Here is a 15,890-nt window from a genome sequence, read left to right as displayed (position 1 = left end):
GTGAGCAGGGTCTACCTTGCTTACAGGCAAATCGTCATTTCCATTCTCTAGACTGCTCCAGCCTCCTACCGGATGGTGCATTTTGACTTCTTTATAGGGGACTTCGATGTCCGTACGACGCACACGCAAAGACGATGGCAGCCAATGGACAGTTGCGGACAGCCGCAGTGTTTACGGGATCCGCCATTGGGGGGCCGGGTATTTCGCGATCAATGACGCCGGTCGCGTCGAAGTCCGTCCGAACGGTCCAGGCAGTTCGCCCATCGACCTGTTCGAGCAAGTCGACCAGTTGCGCCAGAGCGGCCTGTCGCTGCCCTTGCTGGTGCGCTTCCCCGACATCCTGCAAGACCGCGTGCGCCAGCTCACCGGTGCGTTCGACAGCAACATCGCGCGCCTGGAATACCAGAGCCAGTACACCGCGCTCTATCCGATCAAGGTCAACCAGCAGGAAGCGGTGATCGAAAACATCATCGCCACCCAGAACGTTTCCATCGGTCTTGAGGCCGGCTCCAAGCCCGAGCTGCTGGCGGTGCTGGCCCTGGCGCCCAAGGGCGGGACTATCGTCTGCAACGGTTACAAGGACCGCGAGTTCATTCGCCTGGCGCTGATGGGCCAGAAACTGGGCCATAACGTCTTCATCGTGATCGAGAAAGAATCCGAAGTCGGCCTGGTGATCGAAGAAGCCGCGTCGCTCAAGGTCAAGCCACAGGTCGGCCTGCGGGTACGCCTGTCGTCCCTGGCGTCGAGCAAGTGGGCCGATACCGGTGGCGAAAAGTCCAAGTTCGGCTTGTCTGCTGCGCAACTGCTGTCGGTGGTCGAGCGCTTCCGCGCCGCTGGCCTGGATCAGGGCATCCGCCTGCTGCATTTCCACATGGGCTCGCAGATCGCCAACCTGGCGGATTACCAACATGGCTTCAAGGAAGCGATCCGCTACTACGGTGAGCTGCGCAACCTCGGCCTGCCGGTGGATCACATCGATGTTGGCGGTGGCCTGGGCGTGGACTACGACGGTACGCACTCGCGCAATGCCAGTTCGATCAACTACGACATGGACGATTACGCTGGTGTCGTGGTTGGCATGCTCAAGGAGTTCTGCGATGCCCAGAGCCTGCCGCATCCGCACATTTTCTCGGAAAGTGGTCGCTCCCTGACCGCCCACCACGCGATGCTGGTGGTGCAGGTGACCGACGTCGAGAAGCACCACGACGACGTGCCGGTGATCGAAAACAAGGAAAGCCTGCCGGAGACCGTGCAGTGGCTGGTTGACCTGCTGGGCCCGACCGATATCGAGATGGTCACCGAGACCTACTGGCGCGCCACCCACTACATGAGTGACGTGGCCGCCCAGTACGCCGACGGCAAGCTGACCCTGGCGGAAAAAGCCCTGGCCGAGCAGTGCTACTTCGCCGTGTGCCGTCGCCTGCATAACTCGTTGAAGGCCCGCCAGCGTTCCCATCGCCAGGTGCTGGATGAACTCAACGACAAGCTCGCCGACAAGTACATCTGCAACTTCTCGGTGTTCCAGAGCCTGCCGGACACCTGGGCCATCGGTCAGGTGCTGCCGATCCTGCCGCTGCATCGCCTCGATGAAGAGCCGTTGCGCCGCGCCGTGCTGCAAGACCTGACCTGCGACTCCGACGGCAAGATCAAGCAGTACGTCGACGAGCAGAGCATCGAAACCAGCCTGCCGGTGCATTCCCTCAATCCGGGCGAAGATTACCTGTTGGGCATCTTCCTGGTGGGTGCCTACCAGGAAATCCTTGGCGACATGCACAACCTGTTCGGTGACACCGACTCGGTGAACATCTACCAGAATGCCGACGGCAGCGTGTACCACGCCGGTATCGAAACCCACGACACCATCGAAGATATGCTGCGCTACGTGCACCTGTCGCCGGAGGAGTTGATGACCCACTACCGCGACAAATGCGCCAGCGCCCGTATCAGCGCCGCGGAACGCACCCAGTTCTTGGATGCCCTGCGCCTGGGGTTGACGCGGTCGTCCTACCTGTCTTCCTGATGGCGGCCTGAACGCCCTCCGGGACTGTCAGAAAATACACCGTGTGCTGCGGGTTTTTTCGGATAGTCCCGGAGGGCGTTTTTATTTGTGCCGCTGTTATTTCCGAACACTGGTGCATTTAACCGGTGGTGTCCTTATTTCGTGTAGTCCCTTTCCTAACTTGTACTTGGGCTCTCTACTCGGCCATGGCTCTCAGCGAGAATCCTCAGCCGCCCCTCCTGTAGAGAAACGCCGATGTCCGATCCAGCCAGCGAGCCGTCATTTCGTCTGGAGATAGCCGGTCTGCCCGAATCCTTTGTTGTCGTGGCCTTCACGGGCAGCGAAGCCATCAGCGAACCCTTTGTCTTTGATGTGGAGCTGTTGATCGGCGATACGCCCCTGGACCTTGCCGGGTTGCTCTACCGCAGCGTCTGGTTGAGTTTCGACGCTGGAGGGCGGGGCATCCATGGGCAGATTCACGAGCTTGTCCAGCATCGTCAGGGCGCTGGTTGCCGGGTACGCATCGGGCCGAAGCTGGCGTGCCTGGCGCAACGATTCAGCCAGCGGGTGTTCAGTGCCCGCTCAGTGCCGCAAATCATTCGCCAGGTGCTCAAGGCCCACGGCATTGCCGGACGCCAGGTGTGCCTGGCTTTGAGTGGCGATTATCCGCTGCGCGATTTCTGTACCCAATATCGGGAGTCAGATCTGCAGTTTCTCCAACGCGTGTGCGCCGAGGCGGGCATTTACTTCCATTTCGAGCAGGCTCGGGATGGGCATTGTCTGGTTTTTGCTGACAGCACGGACGATTCCCTGCCCGATGGCGAGACGCTTTACAGGCTCGAGGGAACGGCTCCGGCGGTGCGCAACTGGCGTGTACAAAGCGATGTTTCGGGGGAGCAGGTAGCCTTGGGCCGCAGCGATCTGATGGGGCTGCATTGCGGCCGGACGCTGTCGCTGGCAGGGCACCCTGTCGAAGGCTGGAACCAGACCTGGCTGTTGACGAAAGTCGAGCATCGCGCGCAGGCCGGCGTGTATGGCAACCATTTTCGCGCCATTCCTGCGGGATGGCCGTTCGTGGCGACCGGGGTTGCGGCAAAACCTCGCATGCTGAGTCGGCAGCGCGGCTGGGTGGTCACGGTCGATGAGCCGCAGATGCAGGTGGCGGGGCGAGTGGCGGTGCAGTTCGACTGGGTCTATCAGGGGGAGGGAGCCAGTCCCAGTCATTGCTGGCTGCCGTTGGCCCCTGAGCTGGCCGCTTGGGGGCACGCCATTGGCAAGGGCACCGAGGTGCTGGTGAGTTTTATCGAGGGCGACCCGGATCGTCCATTGATCAGCGCATTGCTCGACGCGCCGGCATCTCGGGAAGAAGGGGATGAGTCACTCCTGAGCGAAACATCCCGACCAGTCCATGAGGCCTCTGGCTTCGACCCGCTTCTGTTGGCGGCGATCCAGAGTGCCGAGCCGTTGGTGTTGTTGTGTCTGTTGCCCGGGGGCGGCAGCTTCAACCCCTGTAGCCAGCCGTTGTGCACCTGCCGCATGCTCACGCAGCTCGGCGCGGGCGCTGCTCCATGAATGCTGCCGCCATGTCTGCATCAGCGCCGCAATGGCTGCTGCTCGACGTACCCGGTGCGCCGGACACCGCGCAGCGTTTGCAGGAGCAGTTCGCCGAGATCCGGCGCTTTGCCTTGTTCGAAGGCACCGAATTGCACGGGCTGAGGGAGCATGGTCCGTTGCTGGTGGATTTGCAGCAATCGCCGGCACTGGCCAGCCTGTGTCACCTGGATGCCGGCGCCTGGCCGGGGCTGTTGTTGGTCAGCCGAGCGTCAGAGGCGCAATTACTGGCGCATCTGCGGCGCATGTTGACGGTGACGTTAGGCCTGCATCACAAGGCCTTGCTGAACTATTACAACCCTCACACGGCCAGTTATTTCTTCGACGGTTGCGATCCTCGGGAACTCAGTTGCTGGCTGGGGCCGATCAGCCTGGTGCGCTGGTTCGGCGGGACCTGGGGCGACAGGACCATCGGCAGCCAGGGCTGGCAGCAACTCTGCAATCCGGGGCTGGCAGTACCGGCACTGGAAAATGAACACAGTCTCAGCCATTGGCAGCAGAGTCAGTTGCAGCGATGTCTGCTGGAACGCCACGTCTGGCAGTGGTCTTGTTCTACCGGGCGGGATTTCCGCCTGCTCTGGGAGGACTTGCAGCAAGGGCTGACCCTGGGGTTCACCGAACGACCGGTACTCGACGACTGGTTATGGCTGCGCCTGCAGTACCCCAATGCCCGACCCGTGCCGGGGCTCAAAGGCGGTTCGCAGCGCGAACGCCTGGATCACCTGCGGCGGCTGTGGCAGGACAATCAAGGTTGAAAAGGTCAATGGGCGCCGGCACCGAACCAGCTATCGCGCTGTTGCATGCGCCAGGCGAAAGCACCCAGGGTCAGGCTGCGCAAAGCCATGAACAGCAGGAAGGTGATCCACAGCCCGTGGTTGCCCAGCGCTTGCAGTACCCAGGCAAACGGCGACACCAGCAACAGGGTCAACAGCATGCCGTTGCGCATTTCCCTGGCACGAGTGGCGCCGATGAACAGGCCATCGAGCAAATAACTCCAGACCGCAATCAACGGCAGCGCTGCCAGGTAAGGCAGGTAGCGGTAAGCGGTGTCGCGCACGTCCGGAATATCGGTCTGCATATCGATGAACAGGTGGCCGGCGAGCAGAAACAGCAGGGCAAACCCTACGCTGGCAATCAATGACCATCCGCAGGCCACCACCAGCGAGCGGCGCAGGGCCAGGCGGTCGCGGGCGCCGATGGCGTGACCGCACAGCGCTTCGACGGCATGGGCCAGACCGTCCAGGGCGTGGGCTGTCAGCAGCAGACCATTGAGCAGCAGCGCGTTGGCTGCCACGGTCGCATCCCCCAGACGCGCGCCTTGCACCGTGATCAGGAAGAACACCGCTTGCAGCGCCAGGCTGCGAATGAAAATGTCCCGGTTCACCGCCAGCAACGGCCGCCAGCTTTGCCACACCCCCAGGGCCGCCCAGGCGATCTGCCCCGGCCAGGCCTGCAGCGTGTTGCGCGCCAGGATCAGACCGACCAGGGCGCCGGTCCACTCGGCAATCACCGACGCCCGGGCCGAACCGGTCACGCCCCAGTCCAGGCCGATCACGAACCACAGGTTCAGGGCGATGTTCACCAGGTTGGTCACCAGCAGGATCGCCAACGGCGCCCGGGCATTCTGAGCACCGAGAAACCAGCCCACCAGCGCATAACTGGCCAGCGCCGCTGGCAAGCCAAACAGCCGGGTGTGGAAAAAGTCCCGGGTCAACTGCTCAAGCTCGGCGGATGGCTGCATGAAATGCAACGCCACGCCACTCAACGGCACGCCGACCGCCCCCAGCACCAGCGCCAACCCCATCGCCAGCAGCAGACCTTGCAGCAGCACCTGCCGCAACGCCGCTCCATCCCCACGCCCGGCTGCCTGGGCGGCGAACCCGGTGGTGCCCATGCGCAAGAAACCCATGGCCCAGGCCAGCACCGTATACAAACTCGCCCCGACCGCCACCGCGCCTAACTGATGGGCATGGGGCAAGTGGCCGATGACGGTGCTGTCCACCAGCGCCACCAGCGGCACGGAAATGTTCGAGAGAATCATCGGCGCGGCCAGCGCCCATACCCGGCGGTGGGTAAGACGGTCGCGCCAGTCGGTGATCAGGTTGGACATGCGAGCTCCTTGGCGGAGCGCGATTGTAGCGGGTTCTCGCATGATCGTTCTCATGCTCCGCGTGGGAATGCCTCTAGGGACGCTCCGCGTTCGATCTCAAAAAACTCTGTGGGAGCAAGGCTTGCCCGCGATGAAGATGACGCGGTCTTTCAGGGCGCCGAGGCGCCTGTATCGCGAGCAAGCCTTTGCTCCCACACAGTGCTCTCGGCCCTAGTGAATGATCCAGCTCAACAACCACAACCCCAGCACCAACCAGATAATGCCCAGGATGATCGACGCCCGCATGAAGGCGCGGATTGCCGAGTACAGCAGCATCAGCCCGAGGATCAGCGCAATGATGCTGATGATCGAGGTGTCCATGCCCAGTGTGCGCGACAGGCCATCGACAAAGTTGCCGCCAGCATTGGCCAGGGTGTTGAACAGGCCGCTGAGCAGGTCGACGATAAACCGGATCACCGAACCGAGCGCCTGGCCGAGCCATTCGAAAAAGCTTTCTACCTGCATGTGTACATCCTGATGAGAGAGATCGGAATCGAGCCTTGGGCTTCTGGTTGTAAGAGCGGCTGAAGGCCAAGATCGTTCGATTATGGGGCAAAACGCCGCTTCGTACCGAGACGCTTGCCTTCCCTCGTCATCCCCCCGAAGCTATGCGCATTCAGGAGACCCCGATGAACCTTGTTGAACTGACCGAACGCCTGCATGCCATTCGTGACCATAACGATTGGCGGCAATTTCACAGCCCGAAAAACCTCGCCATGGCCGCCAGTGTGGAAATGGCCGAACTGGTGGAGATTTTCCAGTGGCTGACCGAGGACCAGTCGCGCCAGTTGCCGGCGGACAAGCTGGCCCACGCTGGGCAGGAAGTCGGTGACATTGTGTTGTACCTGTTGCTGCTGTGCAGCGAGCTGGGGTTGGATATGGAGGCTGTGGTGCGCAGCAAGCTGGCCGACAGCGAGCGGCGGTTCGGCCAATGAGCGACCGTCATTTCGATCAGCTCGCCACGCGCTTTGCTGAAAAAATCTACGGTGGGGCCAAAGGTGCGATCCGCCTGGCGGTGCTGCAGGCCGATCTGCTTGAAGCCTTGCCTGAGCGTCCGTTGCGTGTGTTGGACATAGGCGCCGGCTTGGGCCACATGTCGTTGTGGCTGGCCGAGCGCGGCCATCAAGTGACCCTGGCCGAGCCAGCCGAGCCCATGCTCGAAGGTGCCCGTCAGCGATTCGCCGATGCCGGTCAGAGCGCAACGTTCATTCAGGCACCGTGGCAGGCGCTGCCCGACCAGCTCACTGAGCCTTACGACCTGGTGCTGTGCCACGCGGTGCTGGAATGGCTGGCCGAACCCCATGCGATCCTGCCGGTGCTGCATCAACTCACGGTCCCGGGCGGCTGGTTGTCCCTGGCGTTCTACAACCGCGACGCGCTGGTTTATCGCAATCTGCTCAAGGGGCATTTTCGCAAGTTGCGCAAAAATGACATGGCCGGTGAAAAACAGAGCCTGACCCCGCAACAACCCCTTGATCCGCGGGAATTGGCGGCGCAACTTGAAGGCGTGTGGCAGGTCGAAACTCAAAGTGGCGTGCGGGTTTTCCATGACTACATGCCGGTGGAGTTCCAGGGCCGCGTGGAGCTGGCGCAGTTGCTGGAGATGGAGCTGGCTCACCGCCGCCATCCGGCGTTTGCCGGGTTGGGGCGTTATCTGCACTGGGTCTGCCGTCCCCTCTGATCTGAAAGAGCAAATCGGAGCGCGAAATGAAAGGTCGTTCAGGGTTGTTGGTGTTGTGCCTGGGACTGGCTGCCTGCCAGGGCAGCAACCCGTATGTCGCCACGTCTAACCCGCTGCCACCGGCGCCGCCGCAGGCCGCCACGGTATTTGACCGCAGCGCTTACCCCGCGCCACCCCGTGACTACGGGCGCTATCGCAGTTGGGCCTGGCTCAACGGGCGACTGCCACCGGGCACCGCTTGGGCGGACTCGGCCCAGGTGGCTGAAGCGGTGAGCAACGCCCTGGATCAACGCGGCCTGCGTCCATTGCATGACAACCGCCCGGCCGACCTGTTCGTCAGCGCCGACCTGCGCCTGGAAACGCGCGTGCGTCAGGTTCGGGACGACTATGATTCCGGTTACTACGGCGGCTACAACCGTTACGACCGCTACGGCCCCGGCTATGGCATGTATCACTCGGTGCCGGTGGTGCGCACTTATCGGGAGCAGGTCGTGGTGGTGCGAGTGGACCTGTTCGATGCCCGTAATGGTCAGCCGGTGTGGAGCGCCAGCGCCGAGACCAGCCAGCGCGGCAGTCAGAGCGCGCGCACCGATGCCATTCGCGAAGCGGTGGAAAAAGCCCTGTCGGCTTATCCTCCAAGTTGATTACGCAACGGAGAAAAACCATGTTACGCCGTATCGCTCTACTGGCTTTTACCCTGTTGCTCGGCGCCTGTGCGGGTACCCCGGTCAACCACGACTTTGACACCAGCCGGGATTTCTCGGCTTACCGCAGTTGGAGCTGGAAAGAGCCGGCGCTGCAATATCGTCCCGATGATCCGCGCATCAAGAGCGACCTGACCGAACAGCGGATCCGTCAGGCGGTTGCCGATCAACTCGACCAGCGCGGTCTGCGCCCGGCCCAGGCTGGCGGGCGAGGGGATGTGATGGTCCAGGCCTACCTGATCGTCGAGGATCGCCAGCAACAGATCACGACCAACTACGGCGGTGGTTGGGGCAGCCCTTGGAATGGCTATTGGGGCGGGCCGATGTACAACGAAACCCGCAACATCAGCTACAAGGTCGCCACGGTGCAGATTGACCTGCTCGATGGCAAGGACGGCAAGCTGGTGTGGCGTGGCAGTGATGAACGAATGCTCAGCAACTCGCCCAATCCGACGGATCGCAGCACCGCAGTGCGTGAGACGGTTGCGCGGATCCTGGCGAACTATCCGCCGCGGTAGGCGGACTCAGCATCGACGCCAACTGACCCACCGCTATCGCGAGCAGGCTCGCTCCCACAGGGATTTGTGCCGAACGCAGACCCCATGAACGCCCGAGAACCCATGTGGGAGCGAGCCTGCTCGCGATGACGGCGGCCCATTCAGCATCGAAGCCAACTGACCCACCGCTATCGCGAGCAGGCTCGCTCCCACAGGGGATTTGTGTCGGACGCAGGCCCATGACGCCCGAGAACCCATGTGGGAGCGAGCCTGCTCGCGATAGCCATCGCACATTCAACAAAGATGCCGGTCCTCAGCCAGCCGGCCGCCAGCTCCCCACCATATGCTCCAAGTCCCCCGAACCGATCAATCGCAAGTCCCCGCTGGACCCCGCGGCACTCGCCAGCAGTGTCACTTCGCTGGGCAGGCGCACCGGCTTCTTGAAGGTGACATCGATCTCGACGTTGGCATCGGGCAAGTGTTCGTCCAGCGCCGCCAGGGTCCTGGCCTTGTTCCACAGGCCGTGGGCGATGGCGGTAGGGAAGCCGAACAGCCGGGCGCTGAGGCCGCTCAGATGGATCGGGTTGTAATCGCCGGACACCTTGGCATATTGCCGGCCAATGTCAGCCGGCGCGGTCCAGTGCGCCACTTCAGTCAATGCCTGGATCTCTTGCAGCGGCTCTTCCACCAGCGCGCCGTCAAGCTGGACGCCCTTGCAAAGCATCTGGCTCTCGGCCTCCCACAACGGCCCCAATTGATCATCAATGCGAGTCACAAGGTCGAACACCGCGCCCTTGGGGTGAGCTTGCAGATTCTGCACGTTGACGCGAGCCTGCACTTGGCTGACCCCGCCCATGGGCCGCAGTAGGCGGATGCGATTGCTCAAGTGGATCAGCCCCAGCAACGGGAACGGAAAGTCCCGGGCGGTGAGCAATTGCATCTGCAGGGCAAACGCCAGTACGTGGGGGTAGGTCGGCGGCAGCAGTCCGTTTTCGGCAAAACCGCAGACCTTGCGATAGGCAGCCAGGCGTTGCGGATCGACCTGTATCACTTGGCGCAGTCCGTCCTGGGGCAAGGTTTTTCCAGTGACCTTGCGCCGTGTCGCGGCTTTCACGTACAGCGAGGACATACCGGGCGCGGCGTTTACTTCATGCCATTGGATCGTCATGGTCATGCTCCCAGGAGGCTTTGCCCGCACACCCGCAGCGTTTGGCCGGTAACGGCGCCCGTCCCCGGCTGGGCGAGCCAGGCCACGGCTTCGGCGACGTCCTGTGGCAGGCCGCCCTGGCCCAGGGAACTCATGCGCCGCCCGGCTTCGCGCAGGGCGAAAGGGATGTCGGCGGTCATGCGGGTTTCAATAAAACCCGGGGCTACGGCGTTGATGCTGATCCCCCGAGGTTGCAGGACCGGCGCCCAGGCCTGGGCCAGACCGATCAACCCGGCCTTGCTCGCCGCGTAATTGGTCTGGCCGCGATTGCCGGCGATGCCGCTGATGGACGCCAGCAGAATCACTCGGCCATTGTCCCGAAGAGTGCCACTGTCGAGCAGGGCCTTGGTCAGCACCTGCGGCGCGTTGAGGTTGACCGCCAGCACCGCGTCCCAGAATTCCGGGGTCATATTGGCGAGCGTCTTGTCCCGGGTGATGCCAGCGTTGTGTACCACGATGTCGATGCCGTCGGGCAGGTGTTCAGTCAACTGTGTAGCGGCGTCTTCAGCACAAATGTCCAGCGTCACGCTGCGCCCGCTAAGGCGTGCAGCCAGGGCTTCGAGATCGGCCTTGGCCTGCGGGACGTCCAGCAGGATCACGTCGGCGCCATCGCGGGACAGGGTTTCGGCAATGGAGGCGCCGATCCCGCGGGCCGCGCCGGTGACCAGAGCCTTGAGGCCGGTGAGCGGACGCGTCCAGTCCTGGACCTGGGCCTGGCAGGCATCAAGGCGAATGACCTGCCCGGAAACGTAGGCGCTCTTGGGCGACAGGAAAAACCGCAGCGCACCTTCCAGTTGGGCCTCGGCGCCGTCACCCACATACAGCAATTGCAGCGTCCCGCCGTGGCGCAACTCTTTGGCCAGGGAACGGCTGAAGCCCTCCAAGGCCCGCTGCGTGCTGGCGGCAAACGGATCGGCGAGACCTTCCGGAGCGCGGCCGAGGATGACGACATGGGCGCTGTGGTCGAGGTTCTTCATCAGGGGTTGGAAGAACTCGCGCAGTTGCTTGAGCTGGTCGGCCTGCGCCAGATGACTGGCGTCGTACACCACCGCCTTGATTTTCGGACCGTGACCGGGGATCCATTCGGTGGCCAGTGTCGGTTCGCCCCCGTAGATGAAGATCGCATCGGTCAGGCGCTTGGCAAATGCACCGATCTGTTCGGTCAACGGCCCGCCGCCCAACAGCAACGCACCTTCGATCGGCCGCAGCCGCCCGGCCTGCCAGCGCTCCAGGCGGGCCGGCGATGGCAGGCCCAGCGCACCGACCAGACGCAGGCCCAGGGGCGAATTGGCGAAGTCGATATAACGGTCTGACATGGAACACACTCCGGCTGATGAGGTTCAAAGTGTGGACCATGATTGGCAATCAGTCGTTCGATTGGCCAGATAAAGCCTAAGCTTGTGCGGGAGCCGGGTTTCCGCAGGCCCATTGGCGCATCCGGACATACACAGGGAGTTCCTCATGACACAGCTACGCCGCGTCGCGATCATTGGTGGTAACCGCATCCCCTTCGCCCGCTCCAACGGGGCCTATGCCACCGCCAGCAACCAGGCGATGCTGACCGCCGCGCTCGAGGGGCTGATCGAGCGCTATAACCTGCATGGCCTGCACATCGGTGAGGTGGCCGCCGGTGCGGTGCTCAAGCTTTCCCGGGATCTGAACCTGACCCGCGAATGCGTGCTCGGCTCGCGGCTATCGCCCACCACCCCGGCCTACGATCTGCAACAGGCTTGCGGCACGGGGTTGGAGACTGTGCTGTTGACGGCCAACAAGATCGCCCTCGGGCAGATCGACAGTGCCATTGCCGGCGGCGTAGACACCACCTCGGATGCGCCGATTGGCGTCAACGAAGGGCTGCGCAGAATCCTGCTGCAAGCCAATCGCGCCAAAACCACCGCTGAGAAAATCAAGACCTTCCTGCAACTGCGTCCCCAGCACCTCGTTCCCGAACTGCCGCGCAATGGCGAGCCACGAACCGGCCTGTCCATGGGCCAGCATTGCGAACTGATGGCTCAGACCTGGCAGATTCCCAGGGAGGAGCAGGACCAATTGGCCCTGGAAAGTCATCAGAAAATGGCCGCGTCCTACGCCGAAGGCTGGCAGAACGACTTGATGACGCCGTTTCTCGGCCTGACACGGGACAACAACCTGCGTCCGGACCTGACCCTGGAAAAACTCACCGCCCTCCAGCCGGCCTTCGAAAAAAGCGCCAAGGGCACGATGACGGCGGGCAACTCCACACCATTGACCGATGGCGCGTCACTGGTGCTGCTGGGCAGTGAAGAGTGGGCCATGTCCCGGGGGTTGCCGATCCTGGCGTATGTGCGCGACGGCGAAACGGCAGCGGTGGATTTCGTCAACGGAGCAGAAGGGTTGTTGATGGCGCCGGCCTACGCCGTGCCTCGGTTACTGGCGCGCAACGGCCTGACGTTGCAGGACTTTGATTACTACGAGATCCACGAGGCATTTGCCGCTCAAGTGTTATGCACGCTCAAAGCCTGGGAAGACCCGGATTATTGCAAGACGCGCCTGGGCCTCGACGCTCCGTTGGGCAGCATAGACCGCAGCCGGCTGAACGTGAAAGGCAGCTCCCTGGCCGCCGGCCACCCGTTTGCCGCCACGGGTGGAAGAATCGTCGCCAACCTCGCCAAGTTGCTGGACGCGGCGGGGCGGGGCCGCGGTCTGATTTCCATCTGCGCGGCCGGTGGCCAGGGTGTGACGGCAATCATTGAGCGTTGAGGGGCGCCTCGCGTTGTTGATGAATGAGTTCCCGTTGGCGGTTGGCGTAGCGTTCGGCCAGGATCGAACAGACGATCAGCTGCAACGGGTGATAGATCATGATCGGCAGCAGGATCAGCCCCAGGCCGGGGTTGTTGCCGAAAATCAACGCGGCCATCGGCACCCCGGCCGCCAGGGATTTCTTGCTGGCGCAGAACACCGCAGCAATCTCATCGGCGTTGCTGAACCGCAGGGCCCGAGCGGTGCGGGTGGTCATCCACAAAATGATTGCCAGCAACACGGCACTGCCAAGCAATGCACTGAGCAGCACGGTGTTGCCTTGTTGTTGCCAGATCCCGGACACCATCGAATTGCAGAACGCCGCGTAGACCAGCAGCAGGATCACCAGTTTGTCGATGATGCTGGTGTAGCGTTTGTACCGCCCGAAAAAACCGGCCAGCCAGCGCCGCAGTAACTGTCCGAGCACCAGCGGCAGCAGCAACATCAGGCAAAGGTCGAGCAAAGTCGCACCCAGATCGATACCCCCGGCGCCGCTGCCGACCACGAAACTGACCAGCAGTGGCGTCAGGAAAATCCCCAGCACGCTGGACAGGCTCGCGTTCAGAATCGCCGCCGGTACGTTACCGCCGGCGCTGCCGGTCAGGGCCACCGAGGATGAAATGGTCGAGGGCAGGACGCACAGGTAGAAGAACCCCAGCATCAGCAGTGACGGCACATGGCGGCCCAGAAGCCAATCGCTGACCAGCCAGATCAACGGAAACACGCCGAAGGTAAAGACCTGCACCATCAAGTGCAGTCGGGTGTTTCTCAGACCGTGGCGGATCTGCTCGCCGGACAGGTTTATCCCGTGCAGGAAGAACACGACAAAGATGCCGATATTGACCACCCACTCGGCATGCATGGCGCCACCCGTAGCGCCAAAGCTGGGAAACAGATACGCCAGCAACGTGGCAAGCAGCATGCCGCACAGGAACCAGTCGGTTACCAGGCGTTTGAGGTGTCTGAAAATGTGCATACGGCACCGCAAGTTGTAAGAAAAGTCGACTTAGCCTAACGTCGGCACTTGCAGCCGTCTTGCGACATAAGGCCAATCCATGCCGACTAACGGACACCAACAACTCGAAAGACGCATTCCCGACCTGACGGAATTGCCCAGGCCGCTTTATGCCCGTGTCGAAAGCTTGAGCGCCGGTTCGTGGACCCAGGCCCATCGTCATGATTGGGTGCAGTTTTCCTACGCCATCAGTGGCGTGCTGGGTGTGCACACCGCCGAAGGCAGTTTTTTCGCCCCGCCACAATGGGCCATCTGGATTCCTGCCGATCTGGAGCATCATGTGGTGACCTCCACCCGGGCAGAAATGCGTAGCCTTTATGTCCGTCGTGAAGCCTGTCCGTGGGCCGATGAACGCTGCCGAGTGCTGGAGGTCACGCCGCTGGCGCGGGAGCTGATCAAGGCTTTTTGTCAGTTGCCGGCCGATTACGCTCAGGGCGATACCCAGCAAGCGCGACTGGTGCAAGTGTTGCTGGACCAGTTGGCAGCACTGCCGGAGGTTGGCTTTTGCCTGCCACTTCCCCGGCATGCGCGTCTGCTGGCGTTGTGCAACGAGCTGATCGAACAGCCCGACCAGAACGTGACTTTGCAAGTGTGGGCCGAGCGCTTGGGCACATCGGAAAAAACCCTGATGCGTCTGTTCCAGCGCGAAACCGGCCTGAGCTTTCGCGCCTGGCGCCAGCGTACGCGGCTGTTGTCGTCCCTGGGGTCGTTGGAAAAAGGCGATAGCGTGACCGGCGCGGCGTTGTCCTGTGGCTACGATTCCACGTCCGCTTTCATAGTGGCGTTCAAGGGGATGTTTGGATTGACCCCGGGGGAGTTGTTTAAACATTGAATCAGCTGCACTGGGCATGGCTGTCAGCTCTTGTCGCAAATGCCTTTGCATTCAGTTGCCAACGCTATGCGCTGTCTCGGCTATGATCGGCTCGGTCGATTTAATCCGGCACATTGTGTGCATCGAAGGGTTCATAAGTCGGCAACCCCTCCCCGTGGAGGGAGGATTGCCGTATAACGACTGTCATTCGCGTGTTCGGTAATAAAGGACCCACAATAAAAGCTGATGAAGACTCCAAAACGCATTGAACCCCTGATCGAGGACGGTCTGGTCGACGAGGTGCTGCGCCCACTCATGAGTGGTAAAGAAGCAGCTGTTTATGTGGTGCGCTGCGGCAACGAGCTACGTTGCGCCAAAGTCTACAAGGAGGCGAACAAGCGAAGTTTTCGTCAGGCGGCCGAATACCAGGAAGGCCGCAAGGTGCGTAACAGCCGCCAGGCCCGGGCCATGGCCAAGGGCTCCAAGTTCGGGCGCAAGGAAACTGAAGACGCCTGGCAGAATGCCGAAGTGGCGGCGCTGTTCCGGTTGGCCGGTGCGGGCGTGCGAGTGCCCAAGCCGTACGACTTCCTCGAAGGCGTGCTGCTGATGGAGCTGGTGGCTGACGAATACGGCGATGCGGCACCGCGTCTGAACGATGTGGTACTGGAGCCGGATCAGGCCCGTGAGTATCACGCGTTCCTGATCTCCCAGATCGTGTTGATGCTGTGTACCGGTCTGGTGCACGGTGACCTGTCGGAGTTCAACGTGCTGCTTACGCCGACGGGCCCGGTGATCATCGATCTGCCGCAGGCGGTGGACGCCGCTGGCAACAATCATGCCTTCAGCATGCTGGAGCGGGATGTGGGCAACATGGCGTCCTACTTCGGCCGGTTTGCCCCGGAGCTCAAGCGCACCCGGTACGCCAAGGAAATGTGGGCGTTGTATGAGGCCGGCACCTTGCACCCGGCCAGCGTGCTGACCGGCGAGTTCGATGAGCCGGAAGAGCTGGCGGATGTCGGCGGGATCATGCGTGAAATCGAGGCTGCCCGTCTGGACGAGGAACGCCGCCAGGCCGTCCGCGCCGCTGACGACGCTCCACCCGGCAAAACCGAAGAACCGCCTCCGCCGTGGATGCAGTGAGCGCTTGACCAGAAACCCGGCCCAGGCCGGGTTTTTTGTGGCCGCCCAAAAAATCCCACAGTGTTTTTGTGAGGCCCTCAACACCTGCGTCCGCCACCAACTCCCTGTGGGAGCGAGCCTGCTCGCGATAGCGATGTATCAGCTTGCATGGATGCAGGATATGCCGGCGTCATCGCGAGCAGGCTCGCTCCCACATTGGTTCTCGGGGGTATATGGATCCTGCGTCCTGCACAAATCCCCTGTGGGAGCGAGCTTGCTCGCGATAGCGGTGGATCAGCTTGCATGGATGTAGGATGTG

The 15,890-nt window shown here is 62.3% G+C and carries 15 protein-coding genes; 10 read left to right on the top strand and 5 right to left on the bottom strand.

The genetic code is table 11. The features are described 5' to 3' along the window. Nucleotides 1–106 precede the first annotated feature (106 nt). The 3 genes from speA to PSEUDOMOFG3G_RS00065 all read left to right on the top strand — a co-directional run bounded on the left by speA (nt 107) and on the right by PSEUDOMOFG3G_RS00065 (nt 4,365). A complete protein-coding gene (gene speA, locus PSEUDOMOFG3G_RS00075; RefSeq protein WP_047227397.1) occupies nt 107–2,020 on the top strand; it encodes an arginine decarboxylase in 1,914 nt (637 codons plus the stop codon). Between the two features lie 234 nt (nt 2,021–2,254). Then, nucleotides 2,255–3,571 (top strand): type VI secretion system Vgr family protein, encoded by a 1,317-nt coding sequence (locus tag PSEUDOMOFG3G_RS00070; RefSeq protein WP_139048473.1) that lies wholly within the window; start codon nt 2,255–2,257, stop codon nt 3,569–3,571. Continuing rightward, on the top strand, nt 3,568–4,365 hold the full coding sequence (locus PSEUDOMOFG3G_RS00065; protein WP_139048472.1) for a DUF4123 domain-containing protein: 798 nt from the start codon (nt 3,568–3,570) through the stop codon (nt 4,363–4,365). Before PSEUDOMOFG3G_RS00070 ends, PSEUDOMOFG3G_RS00065 begins: the two co-directional genes overlap by 4 nt. A gap of 5 nt (nt 4,366–4,370) precedes the next feature. Here the strand turns inward: PSEUDOMOFG3G_RS00065 and PSEUDOMOFG3G_RS00060 are convergent, their stop codons facing one another. Together PSEUDOMOFG3G_RS00060 and PSEUDOMOFG3G_RS00055 are read right to left on the bottom strand one after the other, a co-directional pair. Continuing rightward, a complete protein-coding gene (locus PSEUDOMOFG3G_RS00060; RefSeq protein ID WP_047227400.1) occupies nt 4,371–5,720 on the bottom strand; it encodes an MATE family efflux transporter in 1,350 nt (449 codons plus the stop codon). Between the two features lie 210 nt (nt 5,721–5,930). Then, on the bottom strand, nt 5,931–6,224 hold the full coding sequence (locus tag PSEUDOMOFG3G_RS00055; protein WP_047227401.1) for a hypothetical protein: 294 nt from the start codon (nt 6,222–6,224) through the stop codon (nt 5,931–5,933). 164 nt (nt 6,225–6,388) lie between these two features. On the opposite strand from PSEUDOMOFG3G_RS00055, the gene PSEUDOMOFG3G_RS00050 reads away from it, so the two are divergent. Genes PSEUDOMOFG3G_RS00050 through PSEUDOMOFG3G_RS00035 form a run of 4 tightly spaced genes read left to right on the top strand, consistent with a single transcriptional unit; the run spans nt 6,389 to nt 8,662 of the window. Next, on the top strand, nt 6,389–6,694 hold the full coding sequence (locus PSEUDOMOFG3G_RS00050; RefSeq protein WP_076382820.1) for a MazG-like family protein: 306 nt from the start codon (nt 6,389–6,391) through the stop codon (nt 6,692–6,694). Beyond that, nucleotides 6,691–7,440 (top strand): methyltransferase, encoded by a 750-nt coding sequence (locus tag PSEUDOMOFG3G_RS00045; RefSeq protein WP_047227403.1) that lies wholly within the window; start codon nt 6,691–6,693, stop codon nt 7,438–7,440. The genes PSEUDOMOFG3G_RS00050 and PSEUDOMOFG3G_RS00045 overlap by 4 nt, the downstream gene beginning before the upstream one ends. A gap of 26 nt (nt 7,441–7,466) precedes the next feature. Continuing rightward, nucleotides 7,467–8,084 carry a DUF4136 domain-containing protein gene (locus tag PSEUDOMOFG3G_RS00040; protein ID WP_076382818.1) on the top strand — a complete coding sequence of 206 codons (618 nt, stop codon included), beginning with the start codon at nt 7,467–7,469 and terminating at the stop codon, nt 8,082–8,084. A gap of 20 nt (nt 8,085–8,104) precedes the next feature. Continuing rightward, nucleotides 8,105–8,662: a DUF4136 domain-containing protein gene (locus tag PSEUDOMOFG3G_RS00035; RefSeq protein ID WP_139048471.1), complete on the top strand. Its 558-nt coding sequence runs from the start codon at nt 8,105–8,107 to the stop codon at nt 8,660–8,662. A gap of 292 nt (nt 8,663–8,954) precedes the next feature. Here PSEUDOMOFG3G_RS00035 and PSEUDOMOFG3G_RS00030 read toward each other — a convergent pair whose 3' ends face one another. Together PSEUDOMOFG3G_RS00030 and PSEUDOMOFG3G_RS00025 are read right to left on the bottom strand one after the other, a co-directional pair. After that, complete coding sequence (locus PSEUDOMOFG3G_RS00030; protein ID WP_139048470.1) at nt 8,955–9,809, bottom strand: MaoC/PaaZ C-terminal domain-containing protein; 855 nt, start codon at nt 9,807–9,809, stop codon at nt 8,955–8,957. A 2-nt stretch (nt 9,810–9,811) separates the two neighbouring features. Continuing rightward, a complete protein-coding gene (locus PSEUDOMOFG3G_RS00025) occupies nt 9,812–11,164 on the bottom strand; it encodes a 3-oxoacyl-ACP reductase (RefSeq protein ID WP_076382814.1) in 1,353 nt (450 codons plus the stop codon). 145 nt (nt 11,165–11,309) lie between these two features. Between PSEUDOMOFG3G_RS00025 and PSEUDOMOFG3G_RS00020 the strand changes: the two genes are divergently transcribed. Further along, a complete protein-coding gene (locus PSEUDOMOFG3G_RS00020; protein WP_139048469.1) occupies nt 11,310–12,587 on the top strand; it encodes an acetyl-CoA C-acetyltransferase in 1,278 nt (425 codons plus the stop codon). Here PSEUDOMOFG3G_RS00020 and PSEUDOMOFG3G_RS00015 read toward each other — a convergent pair. Then, a complete protein-coding gene (locus PSEUDOMOFG3G_RS00015) occupies nt 12,574–13,602 on the bottom strand; it encodes a bile acid:sodium symporter family protein (protein WP_139048468.1) in 1,029 nt (342 codons plus the stop codon). The genes PSEUDOMOFG3G_RS00020 and PSEUDOMOFG3G_RS00015 overlap by 14 nt on opposite strands. A 79-nt stretch (nt 13,603–13,681) precedes the next feature. Here PSEUDOMOFG3G_RS00015 and PSEUDOMOFG3G_RS00010 point away from each other — a divergent pair, with 79 nt between their 5' ends. Further along, the gene (locus PSEUDOMOFG3G_RS00010) at nt 13,682–14,473 is read left to right on the top strand and encodes a helix-turn-helix transcriptional regulator (protein ID WP_139048467.1); all 792 of its coding nucleotides are present in this window, start codon (nt 13,682–13,684) and stop codon (nt 14,471–14,473) included. 225 nt (nt 14,474–14,698) lie between these two features. Next, a complete protein-coding gene (locus PSEUDOMOFG3G_RS00005) occupies nt 14,699–15,592 on the top strand; it encodes a PA4780 family RIO1-like protein kinase (RefSeq protein WP_047227411.1) in 894 nt (297 codons plus the stop codon). The last annotated feature ends 298 nt before the right edge of the window (nt 15,593–15,890 follow it).

This window comes from Pseudomonas sp. FG-3G, assembly GCF_901007645.1.
GTDB lineage: Bacteria > Pseudomonadota > Gammaproteobacteria > Pseudomonadales > Pseudomonadaceae > Aquipseudomonas > Aquipseudomonas rhizophila.
This window is presented reverse-complemented; position numbering and strand designations above follow the sequence as displayed.

Coding starts and splice junctions, on each gene's coding strand:
- PSEUDOMOFG3G_RS00035 (WP_139048471.1), top strand. CDS start 8,105: ATGTTACGCCGTATCGCTCTACTGGCTTTTACCCTGTTGCTCGGCGCC.
- PSEUDOMOFG3G_RS00030 (WP_139048470.1), bottom strand. CDS start 9,809: ATGACGATCCAATGGCATGAAGTAAACGCCGCGCCCGGTATGTCCTCG.
- PSEUDOMOFG3G_RS00045 (WP_047227403.1), top strand. CDS start 6,691: ATGAGCGACCGTCATTTCGATCAGCTCGCCACGCGCTTTGCTGAAAAA.
- speA (WP_047227397.1), top strand. CDS start 107: ATGTCCGTACGACGCACACGCAAAGACGATGGCAGCCAATGGACAGTT.
- PSEUDOMOFG3G_RS00020 (WP_139048469.1), top strand. CDS start 11,310: ATGACACAGCTACGCCGCGTCGCGATCATTGGTGGTAACCGCATCCCC.
- PSEUDOMOFG3G_RS00055 (WP_047227401.1), bottom strand. CDS start 6,224: ATGCAGGTAGAAAGCTTTTTCGAATGGCTCGGCCAGGCGCTCGGTTCG.
- PSEUDOMOFG3G_RS00065 (WP_139048472.1), top strand. CDS start 3,568: ATGAATGCTGCCGCCATGTCTGCATCAGCGCCGCAATGGCTGCTGCTC.
- PSEUDOMOFG3G_RS00040 (WP_076382818.1), top strand. CDS start 7,467: ATGAAAGGTCGTTCAGGGTTGTTGGTGTTGTGCCTGGGACTGGCTGCC.
- PSEUDOMOFG3G_RS00070 (WP_139048473.1), top strand. CDS start 2,255: ATGTCCGATCCAGCCAGCGAGCCGTCATTTCGTCTGGAGATAGCCGGT.
- PSEUDOMOFG3G_RS00060 (WP_047227400.1), bottom strand. CDS start 5,720: ATGTCCAACCTGATCACCGACTGGCGCGACCGTCTTACCCACCGCCGG.
- PSEUDOMOFG3G_RS00010 (WP_139048467.1), top strand. CDS start 13,682: ATGCCGACTAACGGACACCAACAACTCGAAAGACGCATTCCCGACCTG.
- PSEUDOMOFG3G_RS00005 (WP_047227411.1), top strand. CDS start 14,699: ATGAAGACTCCAAAACGCATTGAACCCCTGATCGAGGACGGTCTGGTC.
- PSEUDOMOFG3G_RS00050 (WP_076382820.1), top strand. CDS start 6,389: ATGAACCTTGTTGAACTGACCGAACGCCTGCATGCCATTCGTGACCAT.
- PSEUDOMOFG3G_RS00015 (WP_139048468.1), bottom strand. CDS start 13,602: ATGCACATTTTCAGACACCTCAAACGCCTGGTAACCGACTGGTTCCTG.
- PSEUDOMOFG3G_RS00025 (WP_076382814.1), bottom strand. CDS start 11,164: ATGTCAGACCGTTATATCGACTTCGCCAATTCGCCCCTGGGCCTGCGT.